The sequence below is a fragment of the Thauera sp. WB-2 genome (assembly GCF_027594845.1).
In the GTDB taxonomy this organism is placed as follows: Bacteria; Pseudomonadota; Gammaproteobacteria; order Burkholderiales; family Rhodocyclaceae; genus Thauera; species Thauera mechernichensis.
Genome location: NZ_CP088935.1, coordinates 428,989 through 454,712 on the forward strand (window position 1 = coordinate 428,989; position 25,724 = coordinate 454,712).

23 protein-coding genes are annotated in these 25,724 nt (G+C 69.4%); 9 read left to right on the forward strand and 14 right to left on the reverse strand.

The features are described from left to right. Positions 1-57 precede the first annotated feature (57 nt). Together LQF09_RS01835 and LQF09_RS01840 are read left to right on the forward strand one after the other, a co-directional pair. Positions 58-1,110, forward strand: a complete 1,053-nt coding sequence (locus LQF09_RS01835) for an efflux RND transporter periplasmic adaptor subunit (RefSeq protein WP_002925051.1) — start codon at positions 58-60, stop codon at positions 1,108-1,110. Next, the gene (locus LQF09_RS01840) at positions 1,107-4,184 is read left to right on the forward strand and encodes an efflux RND transporter permease subunit (RefSeq protein ID WP_270069016.1); all 3,078 of its coding nucleotides are present in this window, start codon (positions 1,107-1,109) and stop codon (positions 4,182-4,184) included. Before LQF09_RS01835 ends, LQF09_RS01840 begins: the two co-directional genes overlap by 4 nt. A gap of 26 nt (positions 4,185-4,210) precedes the next feature. On the opposite strand, the gene LQF09_RS01845 is transcribed toward LQF09_RS01840, so the two are convergent. Together LQF09_RS01845 and LQF09_RS01850 are read right to left on the reverse strand one after the other, a co-directional pair. After that, positions 4,211-5,521: a Glu/Leu/Phe/Val family dehydrogenase gene (locus LQF09_RS01845; RefSeq protein ID WP_270069017.1), complete on the reverse strand. Its 1,311-nt coding sequence runs from the start codon at positions 5,519-5,521 to the stop codon at positions 4,211-4,213. Between the two features lie 132 nt (positions 5,522-5,653). Continuing rightward, positions 5,654-6,577: a LysR family transcriptional regulator gene (locus tag LQF09_RS01850; protein WP_270069018.1), complete on the reverse strand. Its 924-nt coding sequence runs from the start codon at positions 6,575-6,577 to the stop codon at positions 5,654-5,656. A 276-nt stretch (positions 6,578-6,853) separates the two neighbouring features. On the opposite strand from LQF09_RS01850, the gene LQF09_RS01855 reads away from it, so the two are divergent. Continuing rightward, positions 6,854-7,462, forward strand: a complete 609-nt coding sequence (locus LQF09_RS01855; RefSeq protein WP_002925045.1) for a MarC family protein — start codon at positions 6,854-6,856, stop codon at positions 7,460-7,462. A 24-nt stretch (positions 7,463-7,486) separates the two neighbouring features. Here the strand turns inward: LQF09_RS01855 and LQF09_RS01860 are convergent, their stop codons facing one another. The 3 genes from LQF09_RS01860 to LQF09_RS01870 are packed head-to-tail and all read right to left on the reverse strand — an operon-like array spanning position 7,487 to position 9,422. Then, on the reverse strand, positions 7,487-8,035 hold the full coding sequence (locus LQF09_RS01860; RefSeq protein ID WP_002925043.1) for a chromate transporter: 549 nt from the start codon (positions 8,033-8,035) through the stop codon (positions 7,487-7,489). Then, positions 8,032-8,661 (reverse strand): chromate transporter, encoded by a 630-nt coding sequence (locus LQF09_RS01865; protein WP_002925031.1) that lies wholly within the window; start codon positions 8,659-8,661, stop codon positions 8,032-8,034. Before LQF09_RS01865 ends, LQF09_RS01860 begins: the two co-directional genes overlap by 4 nt. Further along, positions 8,658-9,422 carry a 2'-5' RNA ligase family protein gene (locus LQF09_RS01870; protein WP_270069019.1) on the reverse strand — a complete coding sequence of 255 codons (765 nt, stop codon included), beginning with the start codon at positions 9,420-9,422 and terminating at the stop codon, positions 8,658-8,660. The genes LQF09_RS01865 and LQF09_RS01870 overlap by 4 nt, the downstream gene beginning before the upstream one ends. A gap of 107 nt (positions 9,423-9,529) precedes the next feature. On the opposite strand from LQF09_RS01870, the gene LQF09_RS01875 reads away from it, so the two are divergent. Beyond that, positions 9,530-10,414, forward strand: coding sequence for an alpha/beta fold hydrolase (locus LQF09_RS01875; RefSeq protein ID WP_270069020.1), 885 nt, complete (start codon positions 9,530-9,532; stop codon positions 10,412-10,414). Positions 10,415-10,439: 25 nt separating this feature from the next. On the opposite strand, the gene LQF09_RS01880 is transcribed toward LQF09_RS01875, so the two are convergent. Both LQF09_RS01880 and LQF09_RS01885 read right to left on the reverse strand, forming a co-directional pair. Then, positions 10,440-11,780 carry an ABC1 kinase family protein gene (locus tag LQF09_RS01880; protein WP_270069021.1) on the reverse strand — a complete coding sequence of 447 codons (1,341 nt, stop codon included), beginning with the start codon at positions 11,778-11,780 and terminating at the stop codon, positions 10,440-10,442. Positions 11,781-11,819: 39 nt separating this feature from the next. Next, positions 11,820-12,299, reverse strand: coding sequence for a DUF3429 domain-containing protein (locus LQF09_RS01885; protein ID WP_002925024.1), 480 nt, complete (start codon positions 12,297-12,299; stop codon positions 11,820-11,822). Between the two features lie 242 nt (positions 12,300-12,541). On the opposite strand from LQF09_RS01885, the gene LQF09_RS01890 reads away from it, so the two are divergent. The 4 genes from LQF09_RS01890 to LQF09_RS01905 are packed head-to-tail and all read left to right on the forward strand — an operon-like array spanning position 12,542 to position 16,564. Further along, positions 12,542-13,558, forward strand: a complete 1,017-nt coding sequence (locus tag LQF09_RS01890; RefSeq protein WP_270069022.1) for an NAD(P)/FAD-dependent oxidoreductase — start codon at positions 12,542-12,544, stop codon at positions 13,556-13,558. Beyond that, complete coding sequence (locus LQF09_RS01895) at positions 13,527-15,068, forward strand: cryptochrome/deoxyribodipyrimidine photo-lyase family protein (RefSeq protein WP_270069023.1); 1,542 nt, start codon at positions 13,527-13,529, stop codon at positions 15,066-15,068. Before LQF09_RS01890 ends, LQF09_RS01895 begins: the two co-directional genes overlap by 32 nt. Before the next feature lie 12 nt (positions 15,069-15,080). Beyond that, positions 15,081-15,236 (forward strand): DUF2256 domain-containing protein, encoded by a 156-nt coding sequence (locus LQF09_RS01900; protein ID WP_083491447.1) that lies wholly within the window; start codon positions 15,081-15,083, stop codon positions 15,234-15,236. Next, the gene (locus LQF09_RS01905; RefSeq protein WP_270069024.1) at positions 15,233-16,564 is read left to right on the forward strand and encodes a DASH family cryptochrome; all 1,332 of its coding nucleotides are present in this window, start codon (positions 15,233-15,235) and stop codon (positions 16,562-16,564) included. Before LQF09_RS01900 ends, LQF09_RS01905 begins: the two co-directional genes overlap by 4 nt. On the opposite strand, the gene LQF09_RS01910 is transcribed toward LQF09_RS01905, so the two are convergent. The 5 genes from LQF09_RS01910 to LQF09_RS01930 form a co-directional block, all read right to left on the reverse strand. After that, positions 16,556-17,476: a DMT family transporter gene (locus LQF09_RS01910; RefSeq protein ID WP_270069025.1), complete on the reverse strand. Its 921-nt coding sequence runs from the start codon at positions 17,474-17,476 to the stop codon at positions 16,556-16,558. The genes LQF09_RS01905 and LQF09_RS01910 overlap by 9 nt on opposite strands. Before the next feature lie 6 nt (positions 17,477-17,482). Continuing rightward, complete coding sequence (locus LQF09_RS01915) at positions 17,483-17,869, reverse strand: group II truncated hemoglobin (protein WP_002925016.1); 387 nt, start codon at positions 17,867-17,869, stop codon at positions 17,483-17,485. A 142-nt stretch (positions 17,870-18,011) separates the two neighbouring features. After that, positions 18,012-19,418, reverse strand: coding sequence for a 3'-5' exonuclease family protein (locus LQF09_RS01920; protein WP_270069026.1), 1,407 nt, complete (start codon positions 19,416-19,418; stop codon positions 18,012-18,014). A gap of 107 nt (positions 19,419-19,525) precedes the next feature. After that, the gene (locus LQF09_RS01925; RefSeq protein ID WP_002925013.1) at positions 19,526-19,729 is read right to left on the reverse strand and encodes a heavy-metal-associated domain-containing protein; all 204 of its coding nucleotides are present in this window, start codon (positions 19,727-19,729) and stop codon (positions 19,526-19,528) included. A gap of 466 nt (positions 19,730-20,195) precedes the next feature. Next, positions 20,196-21,389, reverse strand: coding sequence for a glycosyltransferase (locus LQF09_RS01930; protein ID WP_270069027.1), 1,194 nt, complete (start codon positions 21,387-21,389; stop codon positions 20,196-20,198). 185 nt (positions 21,390-21,574) lie between these two features. On the opposite strand from LQF09_RS01930, the gene LQF09_RS01935 reads away from it, so the two are divergent. Beyond that, on the forward strand, positions 21,575-24,142 hold the full coding sequence (locus tag LQF09_RS01935; RefSeq protein WP_270069028.1) for an EAL domain-containing protein: 2,568 nt from the start codon (positions 21,575-21,577) through the stop codon (positions 24,140-24,142). Between the two features lie 15 nt (positions 24,143-24,157). Here LQF09_RS01935 and LQF09_RS01940 read toward each other — a convergent pair whose 3' ends face one another. Next, positions 24,158-24,970: an EcsC family protein gene (locus LQF09_RS01940; RefSeq protein WP_002925008.1), complete on the reverse strand. Its 813-nt coding sequence runs from the start codon at positions 24,968-24,970 to the stop codon at positions 24,158-24,160. Positions 24,971-25,049: 79 nt separating this feature from the next. After that, positions 25,050-25,718: a DsbA family oxidoreductase gene (locus LQF09_RS01945; RefSeq protein WP_270069029.1), complete on the reverse strand. Its 669-nt coding sequence runs from the start codon at positions 25,716-25,718 to the stop codon at positions 25,050-25,052. Between the last annotated feature and the right edge of the window lie 6 nt (positions 25,719-25,724).

The following is a 25,724-nucleotide window of genomic DNA, read 5'->3' on the forward strand; positions in this document are numbered from 1 at the left end:
TCATCGATGCCGTACGATTCGCCCCCCATGCTGAACTCATCTGAACGGAAGTCCCCCATGCGCCTGTTCGTGCTCCCGCTGATCCTGGGTGCGTTCGTCCTGTCGGGCTGCGAGCGCAGTGTGCCCCCGGTGCAGGACAAGGCGCCGCCGTTCGTGAAGACCGTGGCCGTGACGGCGAGCACCGAGGGCCAGCTCGGGCTGTCGGGTACGGTGCGGGCACGGGTGGAGACGCCGCTCGCCTTCCAGGTCGGGGGGCGGATCGCCGAGCGCCGGGTTGACGCAGGTCAGCAGGTCGCGGCCGGGCAGGTGCTGTTCGAGCTCGACAAGCGCGACCTGGAGCAAGGTGCGCGTGCCGCCGAAGCCGACCTCGCCGCCGCGGATGCGGCTCTGGCGACCGCGGTTGCCGATCTCGCCCGCAACCGTCAGCTGCAGGAGCAGAGCTTTACCAGCGCGCAGGCGCTGGAGCGCTTCGAGCTGGCGCGCCGCGAGGCGCAGACACGGCGCGATGCCGCCGCGGCGCGCCTTGCCCAGGCGCGCAACGCGCTCGGCTATGGACGGCTGCTGGCGCCGGCAGACGGCGTGCTGATCGACGTCACCGGCGAGCCTGGACAGGTGGTGGCCCCAGGTCAGGCGGTGGCGATGCTGGCACAGGCGGGCGAGCGCGAGCTCGAGGTGTACTTCCCCGAGGGCGCGCAGCCGCCGCAGGACGGCGAAGCGACGCTGGGCGAGGACGTGACGCTGGCCTTGCGCTTGCGTGAGACGGCGGGCGCGGTCGATCGTCAGGGGCGCACGCTGCGTGCGCGCTATACCGTGCTGGGCCCGCCTGATGCGCTGGTGCTCGGTGCGGTGCTGCGTGCGCGCTTCGATGCCCCGCTGGCGGAGGCCGAGGGCGAGTTCGTCGTCCCGCTCGGTGCGCTCAACGATCGTGGCCAGGGGCCGCGGGTGTGGCGGTTGCGCGATGGGCGCGTCGAGGCGGTGGCGGTGACCGTGGTGGGGACCGATGGCGAGGCCGCTCGCGTACGCGGGCCGCTCGCGGCCGGCGACCGGGTCGTCGCGCTCGGCACCCACCTGCTGGTCGAGGACATGGCGGTGCGGGAGCTTGGGCGATGAGCTTCCCCAACCTGTCTGCGCTCGCCGTGCGCGAGCGCTCGATCACCTTTTTCTTCCTGCTGCTGGCGGTGCTCGGTGGCGTGTATGCCTTCCTGTCGCTGGGGCGGGCCGAGGACCCTGCATTCACGATGCGGGTGATGGTGGTCAATGCGGTGTGGCCGGGCGCGACTCCCGAGGAGATGCAGGAGCAGGTGGTCGACCGCCTGGAGAAGCGCGTCCAGGAGGTGGAGCATGTGTACCGCATCATCACCACCATCCGCCCCGGCTCGGCCAACATGCAGATCGAGTTCCATGAATACACCAAGCCGGGCGAGGTGCCGCAGCTCAAGTACGACGTGCGCCGGCGCATGCAGGACGAGGCCGGCAGCCTGCCGGCCGGAGTGATCGGGCCGATCGTCAACGAGGATTTCGCCGACGTCTATTTCAAGCTCATCGCGCTGACCGCGCCCGGCCTGCCGATGCGCGAACTGGTGCGCGAGGCCGAGGTCATCCGCGACCGCATGCAGCGCGTCGACGGCGTGCACAAGGTGCTGGTGCTGGGCGAGCGTCCCGAGCGCGTGTACGTGGAGTTCGACAACGCGCGCCTGGCCAACCTCGGTATCGCGCCGCAGGCGGTGTTCGACGCCATCAATGCCGGCAATCGCTTGTTGCCTGCCGGCCGCCTCGAGACCGAGGGGCCGCGCCTGTACCTGCGCCTGGATGCGGACCTTTCCGATACCGCGCAACTCGCTGCGGTGCCGATCCGGGTTGCCGACCGCGTGCTGCGCCTGGGCGATATCGCCCATGTCCACCGTGGCTACGAGGAACCCCCCGCACAGCTGGTGCGCTCGCGCGGCGAGGATGCGGTGCTGCTCGGCGTGGTCATGAACAAGGGCGAGAACGGCCTGGTGCTGGGCGAGCGCCTGGACCACTTCGTCGACGCCGAGCGCGAACGCCTGCCGCTGGGCATCACGCTCGAGGTGCTGACCAACCAGGCCGAGGCGATCTCGGCCGCGGTCGAGCTTTTCCAGCTCAAGTTCCTGGTGGCGGTGGTGGTGGTGGTGGGCGTGAGCATGCTGGCCATCGGCTGGCGCGCCGGGCTGGTGGTCGGCATCGCGGTGCCGGTGACCCTGGGCATCACCTTCCTGCTCATGAAGCTGATGGGCATCAACCTCGACCGCATCACCCTGGGGGCGCTGATCATCGGCCTCGGCCTGCTGGTGGACGACGCCATCATCGCGGTCGAGATGATGCTGGTGAAGATGGAGGAGGGCTGGGACCGCATCCGCGCCGCGGCGCACGCGTGGACGGTGACGGCTGCGCCGATGCTGTTCGGCACCCTGGTGACGGTGGCCGGCTTCCTGCCCATCGGCTTTGCGCGCTCGGCGGTTGGTGAATACACCGGCAACATCTTCTGGGTGCTGGCGATCTCGCTGTTGGTGTCCTGGCTGGTGGCGGTGGTGTTCGCGCCCTACCTCGGCGTCAAGATGCTGCCGACGGTGGCGCCGGAGAACGTCCACAGCCACGAGAGCGTGTACCAGACGCCAATGTTCCGCCGCCTGCGCCGCCTCATCACCGGCTGCGTGCATTGGCGCAAGACCGTGGTCTTCGGCACCCTGGGACTGCTCGTGCTGGCGGTGCTGGGCATGGCGACGGTGGTGCAGAAGCAGTTCTTCCCGAGTTCGGATCGCCCCGAGGTGCTGCTCAGCGTCTATCTGCCCCAGGGCAGCAGCATTGCGGCCTCGGATGCAACCGTGCGCAGGCTGGAGGCCATCCTCGCCACCCAGGACGGCATCCGCTCGAGCTTGGCCTACGTGGGCGCCGGTGTGCCGCGCTTTTTCCTGTCCGCCAACCCCGAGCCGCCCGACCCCGCGTTTGCCAAGCTGCTCGTGGTCACCGAGGGCGTGGCGGCGCGCGATGCGCTGATCGCCGAGCTGCAGCGCCACGTCGATGAAGGCGAGTTTCCCGAGGCCCGGGTGCGGGTGTCGAGTCTGCTCTACGGGCCGCCGGTGGTATGGCCGGTGGCTTACCGCGTGCTGGGGCCGGATCAGCTCGAGCTGCGCCGCATCGCGCATCAGGTGCGCGAGGTGATGGCGGCCAACCCGCACATCGTCGATCCGCACCTCGAGTGGGATGAGCGCGCGCCGGTGCTGCACCTGGCGATGGACGTCGAGCGCCTGCGTCTGCTCGGGCTCACGCCGCAGGACGTGGCCCAGCAGCTGCAGTTCCACCTCGAGGGCACGCGCATCGCCCAGGTACGCCAGGATATCCGCACGGTGGACGTGATCGCGCGCGGTGCCAGCGGCGGCGCACGGCTCAATGCGGAGAGCCTGTCCATGCTCGAGATCCTTACCCCTGACGGGCGCAAGCTGCCGGCAAGGCAGCTCGGCCGCCTCGAGGTGCGCTTCGAGGAGCCGGTGATCAAACGCTACAACCGTGAGCCCGAACTGCTGGTGCAGGCCGATGTACAGGGTGCCCAGCCCAACGACGTCACCGCGGCGGTGTGGGCTTCGCTTGCGGGCGTGCGCAGCCAGCTGCCACCCGGCTACAGCATCATGATCTCGGGTGCGGTCGAGCAGTCGGGCAAGGCCGACGCCTCCATCCAGGCGCTGCAGCCGCTCATGGTGGCCTGCATGCTGATCTTCATCATGCTGCAGATGCGCTCATTCACCGGTACCTTCGTGGTGCTGGCGACCGCGCCGCTCGGTCTCGTCGGTGCGGTGATTGCACTGCTGCTGTTCGACCAGCCCTTCGGCTTCGTCGCCCTGCTCGGGCTGACGGGCCTCGCCGGCATCCTGATGCGCAACACCCTCATCCTGACCCAGCAGGTCGCGGACAATTTCGAGGCCGGCATGGGCCCCTTCGACGGCGTGGTCGAGGCCGCGGTGCAGCGCGCCCGCCCGGTGGTGCTGACCGCGATTGCAGCGGCCCTCGCCTTCATCCCGCTGACGCTGGACACCTTCTGGGGGCCGCTCGCGTATGTGCTGATCGGCGGTGTCGCGGTGGGTACCGCGATCACCCTGCTGTTCGTGCCGGCACTGTACGCGTTGCTGTTCCGCCTCGGTGCGGATGCGCAGGCCGGCGGGCCGGCCTAGCGCCTGGTTTCGGCCGGGTGCCGCGCTCAGGGGTACAGACCGCGCTCGGCGCGCGCTTCGAGCACCCGGCTGCAGGCGATGATGAAGGCCGCGGTGCGCAGCGGCACCTGCTTCTCGGTCGCCACATGCGAGATGGCGTTGAAGGCGTTGATCATGATGCGCTCGAGGCGCTCGTTGATCTCTTCCTCGCTCCAGAAGAAGCTCGAGAAGTCCTGCACCCATTCGAAGTACGACACCGTCACGCCGCCGGCGTTGGCGATCACGTCGGGTACCACCAGCACGTTGCGCGCTCGCAGCACGTCGTCGGCCGCGGGCGTGGTGGGGCCGTTGGCGCCTTCGACGACGACACGGGCGCGGATGCGCTCGGCGCGCTGCGGGGTGATCTGGCCTTCGAGCGCGGCCGGCACGAGGAACTCGCAGCCGAGTTGCCAGAAGTCTTCGATGTCGATCGCCGCGGCACCGGCAAAGCCCGCGAGGCCGCCGTTCGCCGCCGTATGCGCGAGCGCTGCGGGGACGTCGATGCCACCCTCGTTGACCAGGGTGGCGGTATGGTCGGCGACCGCGATCACGCGCGCACCGGCCTCGTGGAACAGGCGTGCGGCAATGCCGCCGACGTTGCCGAAACCCTGCACCACCACGCGCGCACCCTCGACCGGCAGGCCGATGCTGCGGCCGGCCTCGCGGGCGGTGATGAACACGCCGCGGCCGGTGGCTTCCTGGCGGCCCAGGCTGCCGCCGAGCGCGATCGGCTTGCCCGTGACCACGCCGGTGGCGGTGCCGCCGCGGTTCATCGAGTACGTGTCCATCATCACCGCCATGGTCATTGCGTTGGTGCCCACATCGGGTGCCGGAATGTCCTTGTTCGGGCCGATGATGACGCCGATCTCGGAGGTGTAGCGGCGGGTGATGCGCTGCAGTTCGCCCTTGCTCACGCTTGCCGGGTCGACGCGGATGCCGCCCTTGGCGCCGCCGAAGGGCAGGCCGACCGCGGCGTTCTTGATCGTCATCCAGCCGGCGAGTGCCATCACCTCGTTGAGCGTGACGTCGGGATGGAAGCGCACCCCGCCCTTGCCCGGTCCGCGCGACAGGCTGTGCTGCACACGGTAACCCTCGTAGTGGGCGACGGTGCCGTCATCGCGCTCGATGGGCACGTCGACGATCAGCGTGCGCTTGGGGTGCTTGAGGGTCTCGATCCAGCGCTCGAGCGAGCCGAGATAGGGGCGTACGCGCTCGATCTGCTCGACGAAGCTCGACCACGGTTCGGGCGCAGCCGGATTGAGGTAGGACAGACCACCCAGCTTGTCGAAGCTGGCGGGACGGGCGGGTTGCGTGCTCATGTGCGGGGTCTCCTCGCGTGGAAAGCGCGCATTCTCCGGCGGGGTCGCCTGGCCGCGGATACCGTTGCTTCATCGGGTCATGCGTTTCGCGCATAAACTGCGAAAGCGCACCTGCAGGACGAGGCCGCAGCGTCAGCGCGCGCCGTCCGCCGACGCCACATCGGCCGTCAGATGCGCCCACAGTCGCAGCAGCTCGGGGCGCGTGTTGGCACGGTCGCGATAGAGCCGCACTTCCATTTCGAGCGTCCATCGGGCATCGCCGGCAACGCTCAGTTCGCCGCGTTCGAGCTCGCGCGTCACTGCACTGGCGGGCAGGAAGGCCAGGCCGTGTCCGGCAAGCAACATCGCCTTCAGGCTCTCGGCCATGTCGGACTCGTAGTGCAGCGCCAGGTGCGCCGGCTGACCGGCGCGATCGAGGATGGTGTCGACCATCCTGCGCAGATAGGTGTTGGGGCCATAGCGCAGGAAGGGGATGGGCGTCTCCGGTGTGCCCGGCAGCCGCCAGCGCCCGTTTCCGACGAGCCCCCGTGGCAGATAGGGCCGCACCGTCTCGGTGGCGAGCCTGAGGCCCTCGAAGCGCGCGGGATCCAGCCATACGGGATAGGCGGGATGGTGGTAGCACAGCAGCAGGTCGCACCCGCCTTCGACCAGGGTGGTGACCACGTCATGGACATTGCCTGCCATCAGGCGCGTGGGCTGTTCGCCGAAGGCCTGCTTGAGCTGCCCCAGCCAGGCGGGAAAGAAGGCGAAGGCCAGGGTGTGCGGCACGGCGAACACGAGGGCATTGCCCGCTACCGGCTGCATGCCGCGCGCAAGTGCGCGGGCCGCATGCAGCCGGCTGATGAGGTCTGCAGCCGGGCCTTTGAAGGCCTCTCCAGCCGCGGTGAGCTGGGTTGGATACGCACTGCGGTCCACCAGCGGCGCCCCCAGCCACGCCTCCAGCGCACGGATGCGGCGCGAGAACGCCGGCTGCGACACATGACGCTGCTCGGCCGAGCGCGAGAAGCTGCCCGTTTCGGCCAGGCTGATGAAGTCTTCCAGCCATTTCAGTTCCATAAGTAGGTCTCCGTGCCGCAGGCACTCCGTGCGGGCTGGTCGATGTGCGCCGGCTTCGGCGTGGCCGCGCTCACTGCCGCGAGCAGGCCGAAAGAAGGCCGCAAGAAGGCGGCGAGGATAGCGCGGCGGGACAGGCTGAGTCAGCCGCAAGCGGGTTTGCGCGCCTCGAGCACTGGCGGCGCCTGCGGAATTTGCCGCCGACCGCGCCGGCATCGTAGTCTGCCGGACGCGGGACCATGCGGGGGCGTTCCCCATTGGCCGTTTGGAGTGCATCGAATGGAATTTGCGAAGATCTTCATCACGCTGGCCGCGCTCATCAACCCCTTTGGCGCGATCCCGGCCTTCATCGGCCTGACCCAGGGCCAGTCGGCGCTCGAGCGTCGCCGAACCGCACGTACTGCAGCGCTGGCGAGTTTCGTCGTGATCGCGGTCACCGCCTTGTGCGGAAAGTACCTGCTGGCCGGCTTCGGCATCACGGTGGCTTCGCTCCAGGTCGGTGGTGGCGTGCTGCTGTTCATCGTCGCCATTTCGATGTTCAACGCCCAACCCGCCCCCAGCCGTACGACTCCCGAGGAGACCGACGAGGCTGCAGAGCGCGCCAACATTGCCGTGGTGCCGCTGACCATTCCGCTGCTCACCGGCCCTGGGACGGTCAGCACGGTCATCATCTACGCCGACCAGGGCACCAGTACGGTGCTGATGCTGCTGGGGGCCGGCCTGGTGATGGGCTCCGTGGTCTGGTTCGCCTTCAGCCTCGCCGGCCCGATCAGCCGTCTTGCCGGGCGTACCGGACTCAACATCATGACTCGCCTGATGGGCCTGGTGCTTGCGGCACTGGCGGTGGAGTTCATCGCCGCCGGCATCCGCGCCTATGTGCAGGCATGAGCGGGGGGGCTGCCAGCAAGGGAGTCAGGCCAGTCCCGCTGCGCCCAGCACTGCGCCTGCGGCGATCATCCAGATCGGCGCCAGTTTCGTTCTCAGCGTCACCAGCGCGGTGAGCGCGATCAGTACCAGCGCGCCGTTGCGGTGCGCCGGGTCGCCGACGAAGGGTAGCGCGAGCAGCCAGCCGGTGGCGAACACCAGGCCGACGGTGATGGGGGCCAGGCCGGCGGTGAAGGCGCGCACCAGGGCCGTGTCGCGCCGGCTCGCGCCCCAGCGGCTGACGCCGAGCGAAAGCAGTGTCGACGGCAGCAGGATGCCCACCAGCGCCGCCGCGGCACCGGGCAGGCCCGCAGCCTGGAAGCCGAGCACCGGCACGAACAGCACGTTGGGGCCGGGCGCGGCCTGGGCGAGTGCGACTGCGGTGGTGAAGTCGGCGTCGCCAAGCCAGCCGCGCTCGGTGACGAAGTAGCGATGCATCTCCGGCGCCGTCGACATCGCACCGCCGATCGACAGCAGCGACAGGGTCAGGAAGTGCAGGAAGAGTTCGAGCAGCTCGCCCGCGGGCAGCGTATTCAAGATGCGTCCTCCGGGCGTGCCGCCCGCGCGTCGAGGATGGCGATCCGCCAGCGCGCGAGCCCCCAGCCGAGCACGCCCAGGCCGATCACGATCCATGCCAGGGGCAGGCGGAATACCGCGATCGCAACCAGCGCGCCCAGCCCGAGCAGTGCGCACAACCAGGGGCCGAGCAGGTTGCCGCGCAGCGTGCCGAGCATCTTCACCGCCATCGCCAGGATCAGTCCTGCTGCCACCGCACCCATGCCGCGCAGCGCGCCCGCCACCGCGGGAAACTCGGCCAGGCGCTCATGGCTCGCTGCGAGCGCGATCACGATCAGGAAGGGGGCGAGCAGCATGCCGGTGATTGCCGCAAGTGCGCCGCGCCAGCCGAAGTAGCGGTCGCCGATCATCAGCGACAGGTTGACCACGTTGGGTCCGGGCAGCATCTGTGCGATCGAATACAGCTCGATGAACGCTTCGCGGCTCAGCCAGCCGCGGCGGTCGACCAGCTCGCGCTGGGCGACCGCGAGCACGCCGCCGAAACCCTGCAGCGCGAGCAGGCTGAACGCGACGAAGAGCGCGAAGGGCGAGGCGGGGCGCTTGGGCGCGTCTGCGAGCGCTGCCGGTCCCTGGGCGGATGGGCTCATGGCATCTCCATGGGGAGGTCCGATGCCGGCGCCGTGTCGCGGTTCGCGCGCACGGGCTCACGACAGCGGAAGAGTTCGGCTGCGGCCAAGCGGCTTCGCCACTGCAGGCGGTGTGCGGCGAGGTCCCACTCGGCCAGGGTGAACAGGGCGCCGCCAATCTCGGCGGCGACGTAGCCCATCAGGCTGATGCGCTCGATCGCGCAGCGCAGCGGTACCACGGGCGCGCAGGCGTCGAAACGCTGCGCCACGGAGTGCGTCGGGTAAGCGTCGGCGTACAGGCCTACGGTCACGTGCGGCACGTATTCGCCCTGCGGGTGGGGCGTGTCCGCATGCAGGCAGGCGCGCAGTGCGCCGAGCGGACCATCGGCGCCATCGACATGCAGGAAAGGGGCTGATGAAAAGCTCTCCAGCGCTCCGATGGCGACCGTAAAGGGCGTGATCCGCGCTGCCGCGAGCGCGTCGATGCGTGCCTGCAGCCAGTGGCGGTCGAATTCATCCACCGCCGGCCTGGCGGTGCGCGCCGGAAAACCGCACAAGGCAAGCGTGATGTGCGGCTGGCGTCGGTAGCCGTCGAGCAGCAGGCCGTCGAGTGCGCGCTGTGCGGCGGTGATCCGCGAGCGCACCGCAGGCAGGTCCACGTCGATCGCCCACAGCAGGTAGTGCGGCCGGCCGCGATGCCAGTCGCCGAAGTCGCGGCGTTCGTTGCGCAGGGTCAGCGGCTCGGCGAGAAAGCGCTGGCGCAGCGCGGCGGGAGTGATCATGCGGGAGGGCGGAGCGGTGGGCGGGCGCAAGCGAAGCGGATGAGTCCGGGCTTGAATTCGATCGCTAGAATGAAAGGGTGATTGTCCCGGAAAAGAGATCTTCCCGCATGCACTACAGCGTCCTCAAACCCTCCACCACCGAACGCATCACGATCCGCGGCCTCGAGTACAACGTGCGTCGCTGGGGGCGCGAGCAGGCGCCGCAGCTGTTCCTGTTGCATGGCTGGATGGATTCATCGCCCACCTTCCAGTTCGTGGTCGATGCATTGCGCCAGGACTGGCAGGTCATTGCGCCCGACTGGCGAGGCTTTGGCGGCAGCACCTGGCTTGGCCATGGCTACTGGTTTCCCGACTACTACGCCGACCTCGACGCCCTGCTCGATCATTACGCGCAGGGGCAGCCGGCGCGCCTGGTCGGACACAGCATGGGCGCGGCCGTCGCAGGGGTCTATGCCGGGCTGCGTCCGGGGCGGGTGGCGCAGTTGGTGATGATGGACTTCCTCGGTCTGAAGCCGCCGCCCGAGGCGGAGGCGCCAGTGTTGCTGGACAAATGGCTCGACGCCCAAGCCAGGCCGCCGCGCTTGCCGACGCACGCCGACCATGCCGCGTTCGTGCGTCGGCTGTGCGCGGTCAACCCGCGCCTGGCGCCGGACAAGGCGGCATTCCTTGCTGCGCACGTCGGCCGCATGGCGGGCGATGGGCGGGTGGAGATGGCCTGCGACCCCTGGCACAAGGTGCCTTCGCCCTTCGTCTACCGTATCGAGGATGTGATGGCCTGCTGGCGCCAGGTCACCGCCCCGACCCTGATGGTGCTTGCCGAGCAGGGTTACGTGACCGAGCGCTTTGGCGACGACGCTGCCGAGTTGCGCCGCCGGCTCGACTGCTTTGCCGACCACCGTGTCGTCACCATTGCCGATGCCGGCCACAACCTGCAGCACGACCAGCCCGAACAGGTGGCGGCTGCGCTGGAAGCCTTCCTGTCGCGGGCCTGATGCCCGTCCCGCGGCCTGACGGGGCCTAGGCTGGCCGAGTACCGGCCGGGCGCTCGAGGTAGGGAGCCGCCAGCCTGCCCACCGGTACCCGCGCGCCGAGCCGGGCGGCGAGCAGGTAGAGCCCGCCCAGCTTGCGGTGCAGGAACAGGGCGTCGGCAGGCGGCGTGTGCCAGAAGTCGCGCTCCATGCTCAGCCGCAGGCCGGCGTCGCGGATGCGGCGGGCGAGGTCGCTGGCGCCGAAGTCGTAGGCTCCGTCATGGCGAAGTGGCTCGCAGGCCTCGGCGAAGAGTGCGATTACGGCATCGCGCTGGCTGGCGTGCAGGTGTTCCTGAAAGTAGCCGATCTCCTGCGCGGCCGCGCTCATCGCTGCAGGGTCGTTGCGGATTGCGCCGCTCATCAGGCGGCGGTAGGCGTCGACGACCGTCATCGAATAGGCGCGGGTGGCACCGAAGTCGAGCAGCACGATCCGGCCGCTGGCGGCGTCGTAGCGGTAGTTGGCAAAATTCGGGTCGGTCTGGACCAGGCCGAACTCGAACAGCTCGCGGAACAACAGGCCGATGAGCAGGCCGGCGATGCGGTCGCGCACCGGCTGCGCGGCGCTGTCGAGCGATTCCACGGCGACGCCTTCAACCCAGTGCATGGCGAGAATGTCGCTGCGGGTCAGTGCATGCACCGGGGCGGGCAGCACGAAATCGGCGTCGGCACCGAGCAGGCCTGTGAAGCGTTGCAGATTGCCTGCTTCGCGCAGGTAATCGGCTTCCTCGTGGAGCTGGCGCTTGGCCTCCTCGAGCAGCGGGGCAAGCTCCAGTGCGCGCGGCAGCAGGCCCGAGACGCGCAGCAGCGTGGCGACGTTGTCCACGTCGCTGTCGATGCTGCGACGCACGCCCGGATACTGCAGCTTGATCGCCAGTTCCTGACCGTCGTGCGTGCGGGCGCGATGCACCTGGCCGATCGACGCCGCGGCGCACGGCGTGAACGAAAAGCGCTCGAAACCCTGCTCCCAGCCCTGGCCCCAGTGCGTTTCCAGCACCTGCACGACCTGGCTCATCGGCATCGTGCGCGCGTCCTCGCGCAGGCGGGCGAGGATCGCGGCAAGCTCCGGCGGCAGCAGGTTGCCGGCATCCATCGACATCAGCTGGCCGACCTTCATCGCCGCGCCGCGCAGCTGCGCGAGCTGGTCGGCCACGCGGCGGGCGTTGGCGGGGGTCAGTACCAGGTCGCCCACCGTCGGCCGCTTGCCTGCCGCCAGCTGGCGTGCGCCCTCGGCAATCATGCCGCCGGCGACGCCGGTGGCGAGCGAACCCAGGCGCGCGAGCCGGGCGAGGCGGCCACCTGGTACTGCAGTGGCGCGGGCCATCGTGTTCATGCGTATTGCCTCCCGGTCAGAGGGTGGATCTGAAGCACATCACGGTAGCGGGATGAAGGCGCCGGCCACCAGGCTCAGGCAAGCCACGACGGTGAGCTGCAGGCGCAGCGGCAGGTACCACGCTGGCAGTGCGGCATGGCGGGCGAGGCGGCGGTCCTGCAGGTAGTGCAGCACAAAGCCGCTCACGAGCAAGGCGGCAGCCTCCATCGGCACCAGCAGCAGCGCTGGCCAGGCGATCAGCGAGGGTACGACGCTCCACAGCATGGTGCGCACCCGTCGACTGTCGGTGAGGCCGGGCAGGCTCATCGCGAAGCCCCAGTGCAGCGCACACACGAAGCTGAGGATCACCGCGCCGTAGGCGTACAGCGCGTCACTCCAGGCCAGGCCATGATGGGCGTCGAGCAGGCTGGCGGGCGCGAGCACGAGGAAGGGGATCAGGCCGCCATAGCCGAGCCAGCGGGCGGTGCCGGGCAGCTTCGGGCTGTCGCCGGGCATGGGGTTGGTAGAGGCGATGTTCATCGGGTCAGGGGCCGCCAAGGGTTTTCGGAGACTGCTTAAGTGGACTCGAATGATCGTCACTGTACGGTAGATGTCCAGGACGATTTATTGGGCGTACGTGCTTATCTGCGCTAGAAATGCGTTTATGAGGCTGATGCTAGTAACTGAATTCTGTTTTGTCCAGGACAAAGAGAGTATATTTCGGGTTGCTGACTCGGCCGCGCCGAAGCGCTGCCCAACTTCCCTTCACCACGGAGGCTCCCATGAACCCGCCTCTCCATTACGCCGTCGTTGGCGCCGGAATCGCCGGCTTGTGCTGCGCCCGCGCGCTTGCCGCTGCAGGAGTACGCGTCACGCTGTTCGACAAGAGCCGGGGACCCGGCGGGCGCATGAGCACGCGCCGCGGCGAGGGTTGGGCCTGCGACCATGGCGCGCAGTACTTCACTGCGCGCGACCCGGCGTTCCAGGCCGAGCTCGACCGCTGGCAGGCTGCAGGCGCGGCGGCGCGCTGGGAGCCGCGGCTGGTGGTGTTCGATGCCGACCGGCGGCGCGATAGCGGCGGTGCCGAGGCGCGCTACGTCGGCACGCCACGCATGACGGCGCCGGCGCGCCTGCTTGCTGATGGGCTGGACCTGCGCGTGCAGACCACGGTGACTGCCTTGCAGTGCTACGAACATGGCTGGGAACTGGCCACTGCCGAGCGCGGCGTGCTCGCCGAGGCCTTCGACGGTGTGCTGCTTGCCGTGCCTGCGCCGCAGGCCCTGCCTCTGTTGCAGCCGGTCCTGCCCGCGCTGGCCGAGCTTGCCGGAGGTGCGCGCATGCAGGCGTGCTGGGCGCTGATGTTGCGCTTCGAGACGCCGCTCGCGCTCGACTTCGATGCGGCCTTTGTCAATTGCGGGCCCCTGCGCTGGATCGCGCGTGACACCAGCAAGCCGGGGCGCGAGGGCGCCGAGACCTGGATACTGCATGCGAGCGCCGAGTGGAGCGAGGCGCATCTGGAAGACAGCCCCGACCACGTGGCCGCTGCGCTCATCGCCGCATTCTGCGAGCTTGGCGGCGGCGCACCGCTGGCTTGGGCGGCGCATCGGTGGCGCTATGCGATCACCGCGTCGGCGGTGGACGGCGGCTGCGCCTGGCATGCGGGGGCAGGCCTCGGCCTGTGCGGCGACTGGCTCAATGGCGGCCGTGTCGAGGGGGCCTGGCTCAGCGGCCATGCGCTTGCCGGGCGCGTGCTGGCGAACGTGCGTGATGAGCTACGGCCTGGTCTGGTTCAAGCGTGACCTGCGCCTGGCCGATCACGCGGCGCTCGTCGCGGCGGCGCGGCGCGGGCCGGTGCTGTGCGTGCTGATCGTCGAGCCTTCGCTGTGGGCCCAGACCGACGCCGCACGCCAGCATTACGAGTTCATGCTCGAAGCGGCGCGCGAGCTGCATGCCGGGCTGCGCCGCCTGGGAGGGCGCCTGCACCTGCTGGTGGGTGAGGCCGTGGAGGTACTCGACCGCCTGCACGCGGCCGCCCCATTCACCGAGCTGTACGCGCACGAGGAGACCGGCAACGGGGCGAGCTATGCGCGTGATCGCGCGGTGGCGCGCTGGTGTCGGGCGCGCGGGGTACGCTGGCATGAGCTGCCACAGTTTGGCGTCGTGCGCAGGCTCGATGACCGCGACCGCTGGCAGGCTGCCTGGGAGGCGCATGTGGCGGCGCCGCAGGCGGTGCTGCCCGCAGCCCTCGTCTTCGTCACGCCACCGGCGCTGTTGCAGCCCGGCGCGCGCGCGCCGGAGGCGGCGGCGCTCGGTCTCGATGTCTTCGAGCCCCCGCGGCGCCAGCGCGGCGGGCGGCGCGCCGCGCTCGACGTGCTCAATGACTTTCTCGACCAGCGCAGCGGGCAGTACCGTGGCGGCATTTCGTCGCCGCTGAAGGCGCCGAGTGCCTGTTCAAGGCTGTCGCCCTACCTGGCCTGGGGCTGCCTGAGCCTGCGCGAGGTGGTGCAGGCCACCCGCGTGCGTGTCGCCGTGCTGGCCGAGGGCGACCGCCGCCGCGCCGGGTTGTCGGCCTTCCTCAGCCGCCTTTACTGGCATTGCCACTTCATCCAGAAGCTCGAGAGCGAGCCGGCGCTGGAATTCCGCAACCTGCACCGTGGCTATGACGGGCTGCGTGAGGGCGAGTGGAATCCGGCGCATTTCGCCGCGCTGGTGGCCGGGCGTACGGGCTGGCCGCTGGTGGACGCCTGCGTGGCGATGCTGCGCGAGACGGGGTGGCTCAACTTCCGCATGCGCGCGATGCTGGTGTCGGTGGCGGCCTATCCGCTGTGGCTGCACTGGCGCGAGGTCGGGCTATGGCTTGCGCGGGCCTTCATCGACTACGAGCCGGGCATCCACTGGAGCCAGCTGCAGATGCAGTCGGGTACCACCGGCATCAACACTACCCGTGTCTACAACCCGATCAAGCAGGCGCGCGATCATGACCCGCAGGGCGTGTTCGTGCGCCGCTGGCTGCCGGCCCTGCGTCGCGTGCCCGATAGCTGGCTGTTCGAGCCTTGGCGCATGCCGGTGTCGGTGCAGGCGCGCTGCGGATTGCGGGTGGGTGAGGAAATCGTCCTGCCCGTGGTTGAGCTCGAGGCTGCCACCCGGGCCGCCAAGGCTCGTGTGCACGCCTTGCGCGCTCAGCCTGAGATACGCGCGGCGAAGGCGGCGATCGTCGACCGCCACGGCTCGCGCAGGCGACCACAGGCGCGGCGGCGCGAGGCGGCCGGCTCGACGGCTGCCGCTGCGCAGCTGGACCTGGGGTTCTGAGGCGGATCGGCGATGGCGATGCGACGTAAGGCCGACCTGCCGACAAGACTGTGCGCGGTCTGCGGGAGGCCGTTCGCCTGGAGAAAGAAGTGGGAGAAGGTGTGGGCCGAAGTGCGCTACTGCTCGGAGCGCTGCCGGCGCGCCCGCAAGCCCGGGGGGATGGCGTGATCTACTGGTTCCGCACCGACCTCCGTGTTGGCGACAACCTGGCGCTGGCCGCGGCCAGCGCGTCGGCGGCGCGCTTGCTGCCGGTATATTGCCACGACCCTGCGGCCGATACGTCCACGCGCTGGGGTTTCACGCGCAGGAGTGCGCATCGGCGCACGTTCCTCGATGCCGCGCTTACCGATCTGGATGCGGCCTTGCGTGCGCGTGGCAGTCGCCTGCTTCAGGTGCGTGGCGCAGCGGCCGATGTCCTGCCGGCGCTGGCCCGTGCGTTGGGCACGGACCGGGTGGCATGCGAGGCGATCGCCGCGCCGGAGGAGGTGGACGAGCTCGTGTCGTTGCGCGCGGCAGGGCTGCAGGTGCAGGCGGTGTGGCAGTCCACCCTGCTCGATCCCGGGCTGCTGCCGTTCGAGGTCGAGGTACTGCCGAAGGTGTTCACGGATTTTCGGCGGGCGGTTGAGATGGCGGGCGTGTTGCCGGCGGCCCCACTGGCGCCGCTCGCCGCGCTGCCGCCCTGTCCGTCGCTCGATCAGCTGCCCGGCATGGTCCAGGTGGGGGGTGGCTCTTGCCAGGCGCTCCGGCCGGAGCGGGGCTACGAAGGCTGCGGCGAGGCTGCCTTCCCGTGGTGGCGGCCGGAATTCGCGGGCGGTGAGCGGGCAGCGCTCGCGCATCTGGCGAGCTACTTCGCAAGCGCAAGGCCCCGGCATTACAAGGTGACGCGCAACGGGCTGAGCGGCGTCGACTTCTCGAGCAAGTTCTCGCCCTGGCTGGCACTGGGGGCTTTGTCGCCGCGTGTGGTCTTCGCCGCGCTGCGCCGTCACGAGGCCGAGCAGGGGGCGAGCGACGGCAGCTACTGGCTGTGGTTCGAGCTGCTGTGGCGGGACTACTTCCGGTTCCTGCATCTGCAGCACGGGCGGCGCCTGTACCGGGCGCGCGGGCTCGACGACGGCGCTTCGCCGCCTGCGCATGATCCGGCGGCCTTCGGGGCCTGGTGCGCAGGGCGCACAGGGCAGGCCTTCGTCGATGCCGGCATGCGGGAGCTTGCAGCTACCGGCTGGCTGTCCAACCGCATGCGCCAGGTCGTTGCCAGCTACCTGATCCACGATCTTGGCTGCGACTGGCGTGCCGGGGCGGCATGGTTCGAGGCCCAGCTGGTCGATTACGACACGTACAGCAACCAGGGCAACTGGTTGTACATCGCCGGCCGCGGCACCGATCCGCGCGGCGGACGGCGTTTCGACCCTGACAGGCAGGCGGCGCGTTACGACGCGGATGGCGACTACCGGGCGCGCTGGCTCGGCGCGCACCGGCACGCCGGCAGTTCAGCGTGAACGGAGCGCGCGCAGGCGGGCGAGCGCTGCCGGGGGCAGGGCACCGAGCAGGGCACCGACCGATACCACCGCGATGCCGATGATGGTGCTGAGGCCGAGCGCCTCGCCCAGGATGAAGAAAGCACCGATCGCGGTGAAGGCGGGTACCAGTGCCAGCATCATCGAGGCTTCGCTCGCGCCCACCTTCTGCACCGCATAGCTGTAGAAGCCCGCGGCAAGCATGGAGGCGACGATGCCCTGGTAGACCCCTTGCAGCGCGATCTCGCCCCAGCTTGCCGCGGCGATGTTGGCCGGGAGCCAGAGCAGATAGACCGGCAGGTAGGCCAGCGCGGAAAAGCTGGCGATGCCGAGGATGCCGAGCTGGGGCTTGATCTGCCAGCGCCGCATCAGCAGCCCGAATACCGCCCAGCACAGCGCGGCGCTGAAAAAGAGCAGGTCGCCGACCCATTCGCGTCCGTGCGTGGGTGCGAGCAGGCTCTCGAAGCCGATCAGAAGCAGGCCGCAGGTCGACAGTGCGAGCGCGATCACGGTGGGGCGTGCGATGCGAAAGCCCGACATCACCGCCATGATGACGATGGTCCAGAACGGGATGCCGCCATTGACGAACACCCCGGCGTGCGCGCTCGGCGCGAACGCGAAGCCGGAGTACACCAGCAGGCCGTAGCCCAGCCCGCCTACTGCCGCCAGCACCATGTGGCGTGGCCAGTCCCTGCGCGGCACGAAGCGCAGGTAGAGCGGCAGCGCGATTGCGCCGGACACGCCGAAGCGCAGCGCGGCAATGTCGAAGGGCGTGAAACTCGCGGTGGCGCCGAAGCGCGACACGATGTTGAAGCCAGACCAGAACACCACCACGGCGAGCGCGGCGAGCAGGCCGCGCACGGCGTCGGCATGCGGGGGGGATGGTGTGTGCAATTCGGTTCAGCCCGGCTGGTTGCGCATGAAATCGGCGGTGTTGAAGAAGTTCTGCAGCAGGCGCTCGCGGACGCCTTCTTCGATGCCGACTTCTTCCATCGCCAGCAGCATGCAGGCGACCCACTGGTCACGCTCCCGGGTGCCGATGGCGAACGGCATGTGGCGGGCGCGCAGGCGCGGGTGGCCGAAGTTCTGCACGAACAGGTCGGGCCCGCCCAGCCAGCCGGACAGGAACATGAAGAGCTTGTCGCGCGAGCCTTGCAGGTCCTGGGGGTGCATGGCGCGCAGTTCGGCGAACTGCGGGGTTTCGGCCATCAGGCCGTAGAAGCGGTCGCACAGGCGGGCAACGGTGGGCTCGCCGCCGATCCGGTCGTAGGTGGTCTGTTGTTCCATCGGGTTTCTTGGGGTGAGGTGCGCGCCTCGGTGTGGGCGCCTTGGGCAGGATTGTCGCAGAGTTGGGCAAGGGTCTTGTAGGACCGACGCAAATCGCGAGCTTTTCGCCCCGTTTACGCGGCAACCCGCTGCGGTGCGTCGCTCACAGTTTCACGACCGACAACCGCTTCACCGCCTTGACCAGGATCTTGTAGATGTCGAGATCGAATGCAGGGCGGCCGGCCTCGAGCAGCCTGGCAAGGGTGGCCTCGTCGGTGGCGGTGCCGAGCCAGCGCCAGCCGTCGATGACGTGGGTGGCCTCGCCTTCGCGCAGGCCGATCGGGCCGGGCCAGGCCCAGTGCTCGACCTTCAGCGCATGCAGGGCGTCGATCAGGCGTTGGGCGTGGGCCTGGGGCGATTCGCTGCCGTGGCAGGCGCCGTGGCAGCGCTTCAACTGGAAGTCGAAGCAGCGCGCGCCCCGGGGGTGCCTGTCGAGGCCGAGCAGGGGCGGACACAGGGCGTGGTCGCGGGCGAGTGCGCGCAGCCGGTTGGTAGCCTCGCGGCGATTGCGGAAGAAGCCGTAGAGGTCGTCGCGGCGGCCGAAGTCGAGGTCGGCGGCGTGCACCAGTTCCAGCCGCCAGTCGCCGACGATGTCGGTGGCGAGGCGCCAGGTGCACAGCTCGCGGTTGCGCCGCAGCTGGCGGTTGTGGGTGGGCTGCAGCTGCTTGACGAGGCGGGCCTCCTCGAGCAGCGCGCCGATCTCGCCCGCGGTTGCGATCCATTCGACGTGGCGCACCTGCTGGCTGAGGCTGAGTTCGCGGTCGCTGCTGTGGTCGGCGGCGAAGTGCGACAGCACGCGGCTGCGCAGCCGCGTGCTCTTGCCGATGTAGAGCGGCAAGTGTCCATCTGCCGCGCCGGTGGCGCGCTCGCCATAGAACAGGTAAACGCCGGGCGAGTCAGGCAGGCCGGCGATCTGCTCCGGGTCGAGGTGGGGCGGCAGGCTGGGGTGGCCGATCAGCTCGCGCACGGCCGCTTCGATGTGGCCGGCTGGGAAGCGGTCGTGGATCTTCTGCCAGAACTGCCACAGCAGCTGGGCGTCGCCGAGCGCGCGGTGGCGATCGGCCACCATCAGGCCGTGGCGCTCGATGAGGTGGTCCAGGCCGTGGCGGCGGTGGTCGGGAAACAGTCGGCGCGACAGCTTGACGGTGCACAGCACCTGCGGACGGATGTCGAGCCCGGCACGGCGAAAGGCGGCGCGCAGGTGGCCGTGGTCGAAGCGTGCGTTGTGGGCAATGAAGAGGCGGCCGTCGAGGCGGTCGAAGACCTCGTCCGCGATCTCGGCAAAGCGAGGCGCGCTCGCCACCATGTCGTCGTCGATGCCGGTCAGGCGCCGGATGTAGTCGGGGATGCGTGACGCAGGGCGCACCAGCGTCGACCACTCGCGCACGCCGTCCTCGTCGACCTGGACGATGCCGACTTCGGTGATCGAGTCGTGCTGTGTGGGACCACCGGTGGTCTCGATATCGACGAAGGCGAGGTCGCCGGGGTGGGCTCGGAGGAGGGCGTTCACAGCGGACGAGGACCGGGTGCGTGGGGGCGGGCAGGTGTGAGCGGCGCAGGCCGTCCGGGGTTCCGTGCCTGCGAGCTGCCATTAGCCCCGGCCGTGCGGAAACGCCGTCAGCGTGCGCCGAAGCCGGCGTCTTCGATGGCCTGGTAGATGTCGGCCGCGGACACGAAGGTGCCGTGCTCGATGGTTGCTGCACCGGTTTCGAGCGAGATCTCGAGGTAGCCGATTCCGGGCAGGTCCTGGATGGCATTGGTGACGAGGCGCAGGCAGTGCTCGTCGCGCATGCCTGTGATGGTGAGGGTGGTGGTCTGCATCGGCGGCTCCGGAAATTGGGGACGGTGTTCGCTGCATCTTGTCCGCTGCCGGCATCGTCGGCAAGTTCGACATGAGGCGTCACGAGCCTTTTAGGGCAGGAGTCCAGCCGTGTCGCCTTCAACCCCTCGCGGCTTGCGCCGCTCCTACCGGGGAGCAATCGCCGCGGCTTGCCCTCGCTGTAGGAGCGACGCCAGTCGCGAGCTGTTGTGAGCCGGATCAGGACGCAGCCGCCTTCAACCCCTCGCGGCTTGCGCCGCTCCTACCGGGGAGCAATCGCCGCGGCTTGCCCTCGCTGTAGGAGCGACGCCAGTCGCGAGCTGTTGTGGGCCGGATCAGGACGCGGTCGCCTTCAACCCCTCGCGGCTTGCGCCGCTCCTACCGGGGAGCAATCGCCGCGGCTTGTCCTCGCTGTAGGAGCGACGCCAGTCGCGAGCTGCTGCGGGCCGGATCAGGACGCGGTCGCCTTCAACCCCTCGCGGCTTGCGCCGCTCCTACCGGGGAACAATCGCCGCCGCCTTCGAGCAAGCGGCGGTAGAGCGCGGCGAGGCGAGCAGCCATCAGCGCGTCCGCCCATTCGGCGGCGTAGGCGGGCGCCTCGGTGGCGAGTTGCTTGCGCAGGCGGCCGTTGGCGAGCACATCCTCGATCACTGCCGCGAAACCGGCGGGCGAGTCGGGAGCGATGCGGGCGCCGCGTTCGGGGGCGAGGATGTCGGTGGTCCCCATGGCGGCCAGCGCGACGACCGGCAGGCCTGCGGCCATGGCCTCGAGCAGGACCAGTCCCTGGGTTTCGGTGCGCGAGGCGAAGACGAAGACATCGGCTGCGGCGTAGCAGTCCGGCAGGCGCTTGCGGCGCTCGAGGTAACCGACGAAGCGTACGGCCGCGCCCAGGCCGAGTTGCGTGACCCGACGCTGCAGGCTACGCGTGGCCGGACCCTCGCCGGCGATCACGAGCACGAAGCCGGGACGCTGGCTGCGCAGCCTTGCGGCGACATCGAGCAGAAAGCCGATGTTCTTCTCGTGCGCGACGCGACCGATGAACAAGGCCATCTGCGCGGCCTCCGGGATGTCGTAGATGCGACGGAAGTGCGCGCCGTCTCCGCGGGCGAAGTCGGCGACCGGGATGCCGGTGGGCAGGACCTCCATCGGCGTGCGCACGCCGTAGTCGGCAAGGCGCGTACGCATGGCTGTGGACGGCACGATCACCTGGTCGACGGCGTCGCACTGCTGGCGCGATATCCGTCGCGCCAGCCCGCGCAGCGCGGCCGCAGGCAGGAAGGGGATGTAGTGCTGGAGGTACTCCTCGAACAGCGTGTGGTAAGTGAGCAACACCGGCCGGCCGCAGGCCCGGGCGGCGGCAAGGCCGGCATAGTGGGCAACGAAGGGCGTCTGCACATGCACGAGGTCGCAGTCGCGCGCTTCGCGTCGGACGGCCTCGTACATGGCGCGACGTGCGACGAGGCGGTCCTCCGGGTCGAGCGGCAGGCGCCAGCCGGGAATGCGGATGACGCCCTCTTCATCGGCCTCGCGGCCATAGCGCGGGACGACGAGGCGGACATCGACGCCTTGTGCGGAAAGCGCGCGGCGAAAGCTCGCGATCGAGGTCGATACCCCGTTTACGCGCGGAAAATAGACGTCGGACACCATCAATACCTTGAGCATGCAACCAAGCTTGGGCCCGCCGTGTTACCGCACGGTGACCGTTGGCGGGTGGGGCGCGGCGGTGGCAATCGTTGCACCTGCGTGACAGGGTCGTCGGGCAAAGGCGTGGTGTTGATGAGACAATCGCGCGCTTACGACCAAAGACATAGGGCACGGGCCTTGGTCCCGCGCACCGACCGCAATCCATGAACCTGCCGCGAACTCCTGGCGCCTTGTGCGACGAAATCCTCTCGATCGCCCTTGGCGACGATGTCTGCATCGGCGAGATCGTCTCGCCCGTCGTGCTCGAATGCGGCCCCGAACGGCCTGTGCACGAGGCTGCGGCGCTCATGAGCGAGCGTCGGGTGAGCTCGGTCATCGTGGTCGAGGGGGGCGAGGCGGTCGGTATCTGGACCGAGCGCGACGCGCTCGCGGTGGATATGAGCGATCCGGCCGCCTTCACTCGGCCGCTGCGCGAGGTGATGAGCGCCCCGCTGCGTACCGTGCCGGCGTCGTTCCGCCTGCACGAGCTCACTGTCCGCTTTCGCGAGGAGCATGTGCGCCATTACCTGGTCGTCGACGACGATGGCCGCCGCATGGGCGTCGTGTCGCAATCGGACGTGGTGCTCAACCAGGGCATCGAGCATTACCTGAAGTTGCGCAAGGTGGACTCGCTGGTCAAGGGCGGCCTGCATGCCATGCCTGCCGCTGCCCGCCTGCCCGAGGCCACCGCGCGCATGCGGGAAAGCGGCGCAGACGCCGTCGTGGTCGACTTCGGCCTTGAGGCCGAGGCCTCTCCGTCGGGCCGCTACGGCATCCTGACCGAACGCGACATCACCCGCCTCGTGGCCCAGCGCGTGGCCTGTGGTGAGGTGGGCGATTTTGCCAGCCGCCCGCTGATCGCCTGCACCGAGCATGACAGCCTGTACAGGGTGCGCGCGCTGCTCGCCGAGCGCCATATCCGCCATGTCGGCGTGATCGGGGCCGACGGCGAGTTGTGCGACCTGATCAGCTTCAAGGACATCCTGAGCGGCATGGAGCTCGCCTATGTGCATGAGCTGCAACATGCGCTGCACGAGCGCGATGCTGCCCTCCATACATCGAGGCGCAATCTCTATCTCGCCGAGAAGGTCATCGAGAACTCGCTCGAAGGGGTCATGGTGACCGATGCGGATGTCCGTATCGTGTCGGTCAATCCTGCCTTCACCCGCCTGACCGGATACGCGCCGGAGGAGGTGATCGGGCGCAACCCCTCGCTGCTCAATTCAGGTCGTCAGAGCCCGGCGTTCTACCAGCGCATGTGGGAAGAGCTGCTCGAGTCCGGGAAGTGGCAGGGCGAGGTGTGGAACCGGCGCAAATCCGGCGAGGTGTCGCCGCAGTTGCTCCACATCACCGCGATCCACGACGAGGACGGTGCGCTGACCCACTATGCGGCGTTGTTTACCGACATCAGCCGGCTCAAGGAGAACGAGGCCCGCATCCGCGACCTCGCCTACTACGATCCGCTCACCGGCTTGCCCAATCGCCGCCTGCTGGAGGACCGCCTGCAGGTGGAGCTCGCCCATGCCGCGCGCATGCGCAGCCGCCTCGCGGTGATGTTCGTCGACCTCGACCGCTTCAAGCGCATCAACGACAGCCTCGGCCACGGCATCGGCGACCGCTTGCTGGTCGAGATCGCCAGCCGGCTGCGTGCCTGTCTGCGTGAGGACGACACCGTCGCACGCATGGGCGGGGACGAGTTTCTCGTCATCCTCAACAATCTGGCCGGCCCCGACGAGGCGGCAATGACTGCGCGCCGCCTGGTGGCTGCACTGCGCCGGCCCGTGCTCATCGACGAGCACGAGCTGGTCGTCACCACCAGCCTGGGCATCAGCATCTACCCCGACGACTCGCTCGATGCCGACACCCTGATCAAGAACGCGGATGTGGCCATGTATCGGGCGAAGGACGAGGGCCGCAACAGCTTCCAGCTCTACGAGCCAGCCATGAATGCCCGCTCGCTCGAACACCTGGCCATGGAGACCGCGCTGCACCGCGCCTTGCCGCGCAACGAGCTGCAGCTTCATTACCAGCCGCTGGTGCGCATCGGCGGGGGCGGGCTCGAGGCCGTCGAGGCCTTGTTGCGCTGGAACCACCCGGATCTTGGCCTGGTGTCGCCAGCTGACTTCATCCCGCTGGCCGAGGAGACCGGACTCATCGTACCGATCGGCGAATGGGTGCTGCGCTGCGCCTGCGAGCATCACCGCAACTGGCGCGAGGCCGGCCGGCCACCGCTGCGCATGATGGTGAACATCTCCGCGCGCCAGTTCCGTGACGAGGGTTTCGTGGCCATGGTCGGCAGCGTGCTGGCCGAGACCGGCATGCCACCCGAGTGCCTGACGCTGGAGCTGACCGAGAGCATGCTGATGGAGGGCTCGGAGCGCGCGATCGCCCGTCTCGATCAGCTGCGCGCGCTCGGTGTCGGGCTGGCGATCGACGATTTCGGTACCGGTTACTCTTCGCTCGCCTACCTGAAGCGCTTCCCGATCGACGAGCTCAAGATCGACCGCCTGTTCGTGCGCGGTATCGATCGCAATCCGCGGGATGCGGCGCTGGTGTCGGCGATCGTGTCGCTCGGCCACAGCCTGGGGCTGCGCGTGGTGGCCGAAGGCGTGGAGACGCAGGCACACCTGATGGTGCTGCACGCCCAGGGTTGCGACCTGGCGCAGGGTTTCCACTTCAGCCGGCCCTTGCCGTGGGACGAGTTCGTCGCGGTCTGCTGCAGCGGGAGCTGAGGACGGCGCACCCGTTCAGTGCGGGCGCGGGGAGTCGGCAAGCGCCTCCCAGGCCGTGCGCACGGCCTCGGCGCCATAGTGGCGCTCCAGCCGGCGTACCGTGAAGTGGCCGCGGCTGACGTCCTGGAAGTGGTTCATGAACATCAGGTTGATCGTCGCTCCGGCGGCCGCGCCGATGCCGGGCACCAGCATGCCGGCCGCCTTCTGCGTGACCTGCACCTTGTAGCGTGCCGCCACCATGGTGATCAGCCGCACGAGGGCGGGCGCGCCTTCGGCACTCAGCCCCTTCTGCGCCAGGTGGCGTGCGGCCTCGCTGACCGTGGTGGCGAGCGCTGCGCGTACCGCGTAGTAGCCGGATTCGGTGGCGTCGTCGCTGCGCTGGGTGCCGCCGAGGGCGAACACCTCGAGGGCGGCCAGCCGCGTCGCCGGCCTGTCGATGTGCTCGCCTTCCGCGCGCGCGATGTCGAGGATGGCGCGCATGATCAGGACCGTGGATAGTGGGATCTCGACCGTCAGCCCGGCCAGGCCGAAGGCACCGCCGCCGGCGCCGCTGACCGAGCCGAGCAGCTTGTGCAGGCGCGGCGAGGCCGGACGAGGCTCGGGTTCGAGCGTACGCGCGGCCGTACTCATCGCGCGCAGCAGGGCTTCATGGGCCAGCCCGCCGACCTTTGCCCGCCAGCTCGTGGGCAGGCGCGCCATGCCTTGCTCCAGCGGACTGCCGACGAAGCTGCTCAGGCGCGCGACCAGACTGGGGTTTTCCAGCAGGCCGCGCGCGTGGGCGAGGGCCTCCAGGTCGGCGTCGGCAAGCTGCAGGGTGTGGGTGCTCATGAGGGGCCGGGGTGGTGGTCGGTTGCGGCGGGGGTGTCCATCGCTTCAGACGCGCTGCCGCACGCTCGCGTTCCCGGCGTCAGGAGGGCTTGCCGGTTTCCAGCGATTGCAGGATGGCCGCACCCAGCACGGCGGCCGATTGGGCGCCCGACACCGCCAGCTTGCGGTTGAGGATGAAGAAGGGCACGCCCTCGATACCCTGGCTGCGCACGCCAGCGGCCATGCGCTCGACGGCGTCGATGCTGCCGCGGCCGTCCAGCCATTCGCGCACGGCTTCCCGGCGGTCGCCGCAGGCCGCGGCGATGTCGGCGAGGGTGTCCTTGTCGCCGATGTCTCGGCCCTCCTGGAAGTGCGCGGCGAACAGCGCCTGGGCCAGGCTCTGGATGCGCTCGGGCTTCTGGCCCTGGGCCTGGGCGCGGTACATCAGGCGGTGCGCCTGCAAGGTGTTGGGGCGGGTCTGGATGCGCTCGAAGGCGTAGCTCAGGCCGTCCTCCGCGGCTGCAGCACGCACGGTGTCGAGCACCGCCTCGGCCTTGATCGGGCCGCCGAACTTGGCCTCGAGGAAGGCGCGATAGGGTTCGCCTGCGGCCGGGGTGTCGGGGTTGAGGAAGAAGGGCAGCCAGTTAACGCGCGCTTCGAGGTCGGGGCGTGCGGCCTTCAGCTCCGCCAGGGCGCGGTCGAGACGCACCTTGCCGAGGTAGCACCAGGGGCAGACGAAGTCGGAGACGAGGTCGATGTCGAGGATCATTGAGGC

What these genes read in the sequence shown, in the direction of transcription:
- LQF09_RS01850 (WP_270069018.1), bottom strand. Translation starts at nt 6,577, where the DNA reads ATGGAACTGAAATGGCTGGAAGACTTCATCAGCCTGGCCGAAACGGGC.
- LQF09_RS01880 (WP_270069021.1), bottom strand. Translation starts at nt 11,780, where the DNA reads ATGAACACGATGGCCCGCGCCACTGCAGTACCAGGTGGCCGCCTCGCC.
- LQF09_RS01845 (WP_270069017.1), bottom strand. Translation starts at nt 5,521, where the DNA reads ATGAGCACGCAACCCGCCCGTCCCGCCAGCTTCGACAAGCTGGGTGGT.
- LQF09_RS01835 (WP_002925051.1), top strand. Translation starts at nt 58, where the DNA reads ATGCGCCTGTTCGTGCTCCCGCTGATCCTGGGTGCGTTCGTCCTGTCG.
- LQF09_RS01930 (WP_270069027.1), bottom strand. Translation starts at nt 21,389, where the DNA reads ATGCTCAAGGTATTGATGGTGTCCGACGTCTATTTTCCGCGCGTAAAC.
- LQF09_RS01900 (WP_083491447.1), top strand. Translation starts at nt 15,081, where the DNA reads ATGGCGATGCGACGTAAGGCCGACCTGCCGACAAGACTGTGCGCGGTC.
- LQF09_RS01915 (WP_002925016.1), bottom strand. Translation starts at nt 17,869, where the DNA reads ATGGAACAACAGACCACCTACGACCGGATCGGCGGCGAGCCCACCGTT.
- LQF09_RS01940 (WP_002925008.1), bottom strand. Translation starts at nt 24,970, where the DNA reads ATGAGCACCCACACCCTGCAGCTTGCCGACGCCGACCTGGAGGCCCTC.
- LQF09_RS01870 (WP_270069019.1), bottom strand. Translation starts at nt 9,422, where the DNA reads ATGATCACTCCCGCCGCGCTGCGCCAGCGCTTTCTCGCCGAGCCGCTG.
- LQF09_RS01925 (WP_002925013.1), bottom strand. Translation starts at nt 19,729, where the DNA reads ATGCAGACCACCACCCTCACCATCACAGGCATGCGCGACGAGCACTGC.
- LQF09_RS01935 (WP_270069028.1), top strand. Translation starts at nt 21,575, where the DNA reads ATGAACCTGCCGCGAACTCCTGGCGCCTTGTGCGACGAAATCCTCTCG.
- LQF09_RS01865 (WP_002925031.1), bottom strand. Translation starts at nt 8,661, where the DNA reads ATGAGCCCATCCGCCCAGGGACCGGCAGCGCTCGCAGACGCGCCCAAG.
- LQF09_RS01885 (WP_002925024.1), bottom strand. Translation starts at nt 12,299, where the DNA reads ATGAACATCGCCTCTACCAACCCCATGCCCGGCGACAGCCCGAAGCTG.
- LQF09_RS01895 (WP_270069023.1), top strand. Translation starts at nt 13,527, where the DNA reads ATGAGCTACGGCCTGGTCTGGTTCAAGCGTGACCTGCGCCTGGCCGAT.
- LQF09_RS01855 (WP_002925045.1), top strand. Translation starts at nt 6,854, where the DNA reads ATGGAATTTGCGAAGATCTTCATCACGCTGGCCGCGCTCATCAACCCC.
- LQF09_RS01875 (WP_270069020.1), top strand. Translation starts at nt 9,530, where the DNA reads ATGCACTACAGCGTCCTCAAACCCTCCACCACCGAACGCATCACGATC.
- LQF09_RS01945 (WP_270069029.1), bottom strand. Translation starts at nt 25,718, where the DNA reads ATGATCCTCGACATCGACCTCGTCTCCGACTTCGTCTGCCCCTGGTGC.
- LQF09_RS01840 (WP_270069016.1), top strand. Translation starts at nt 1,107, where the DNA reads ATGAGCTTCCCCAACCTGTCTGCGCTCGCCGTGCGCGAGCGCTCGATC.
- LQF09_RS01890 (WP_270069022.1), top strand. Translation starts at nt 12,542, where the DNA reads ATGAACCCGCCTCTCCATTACGCCGTCGTTGGCGCCGGAATCGCCGGC.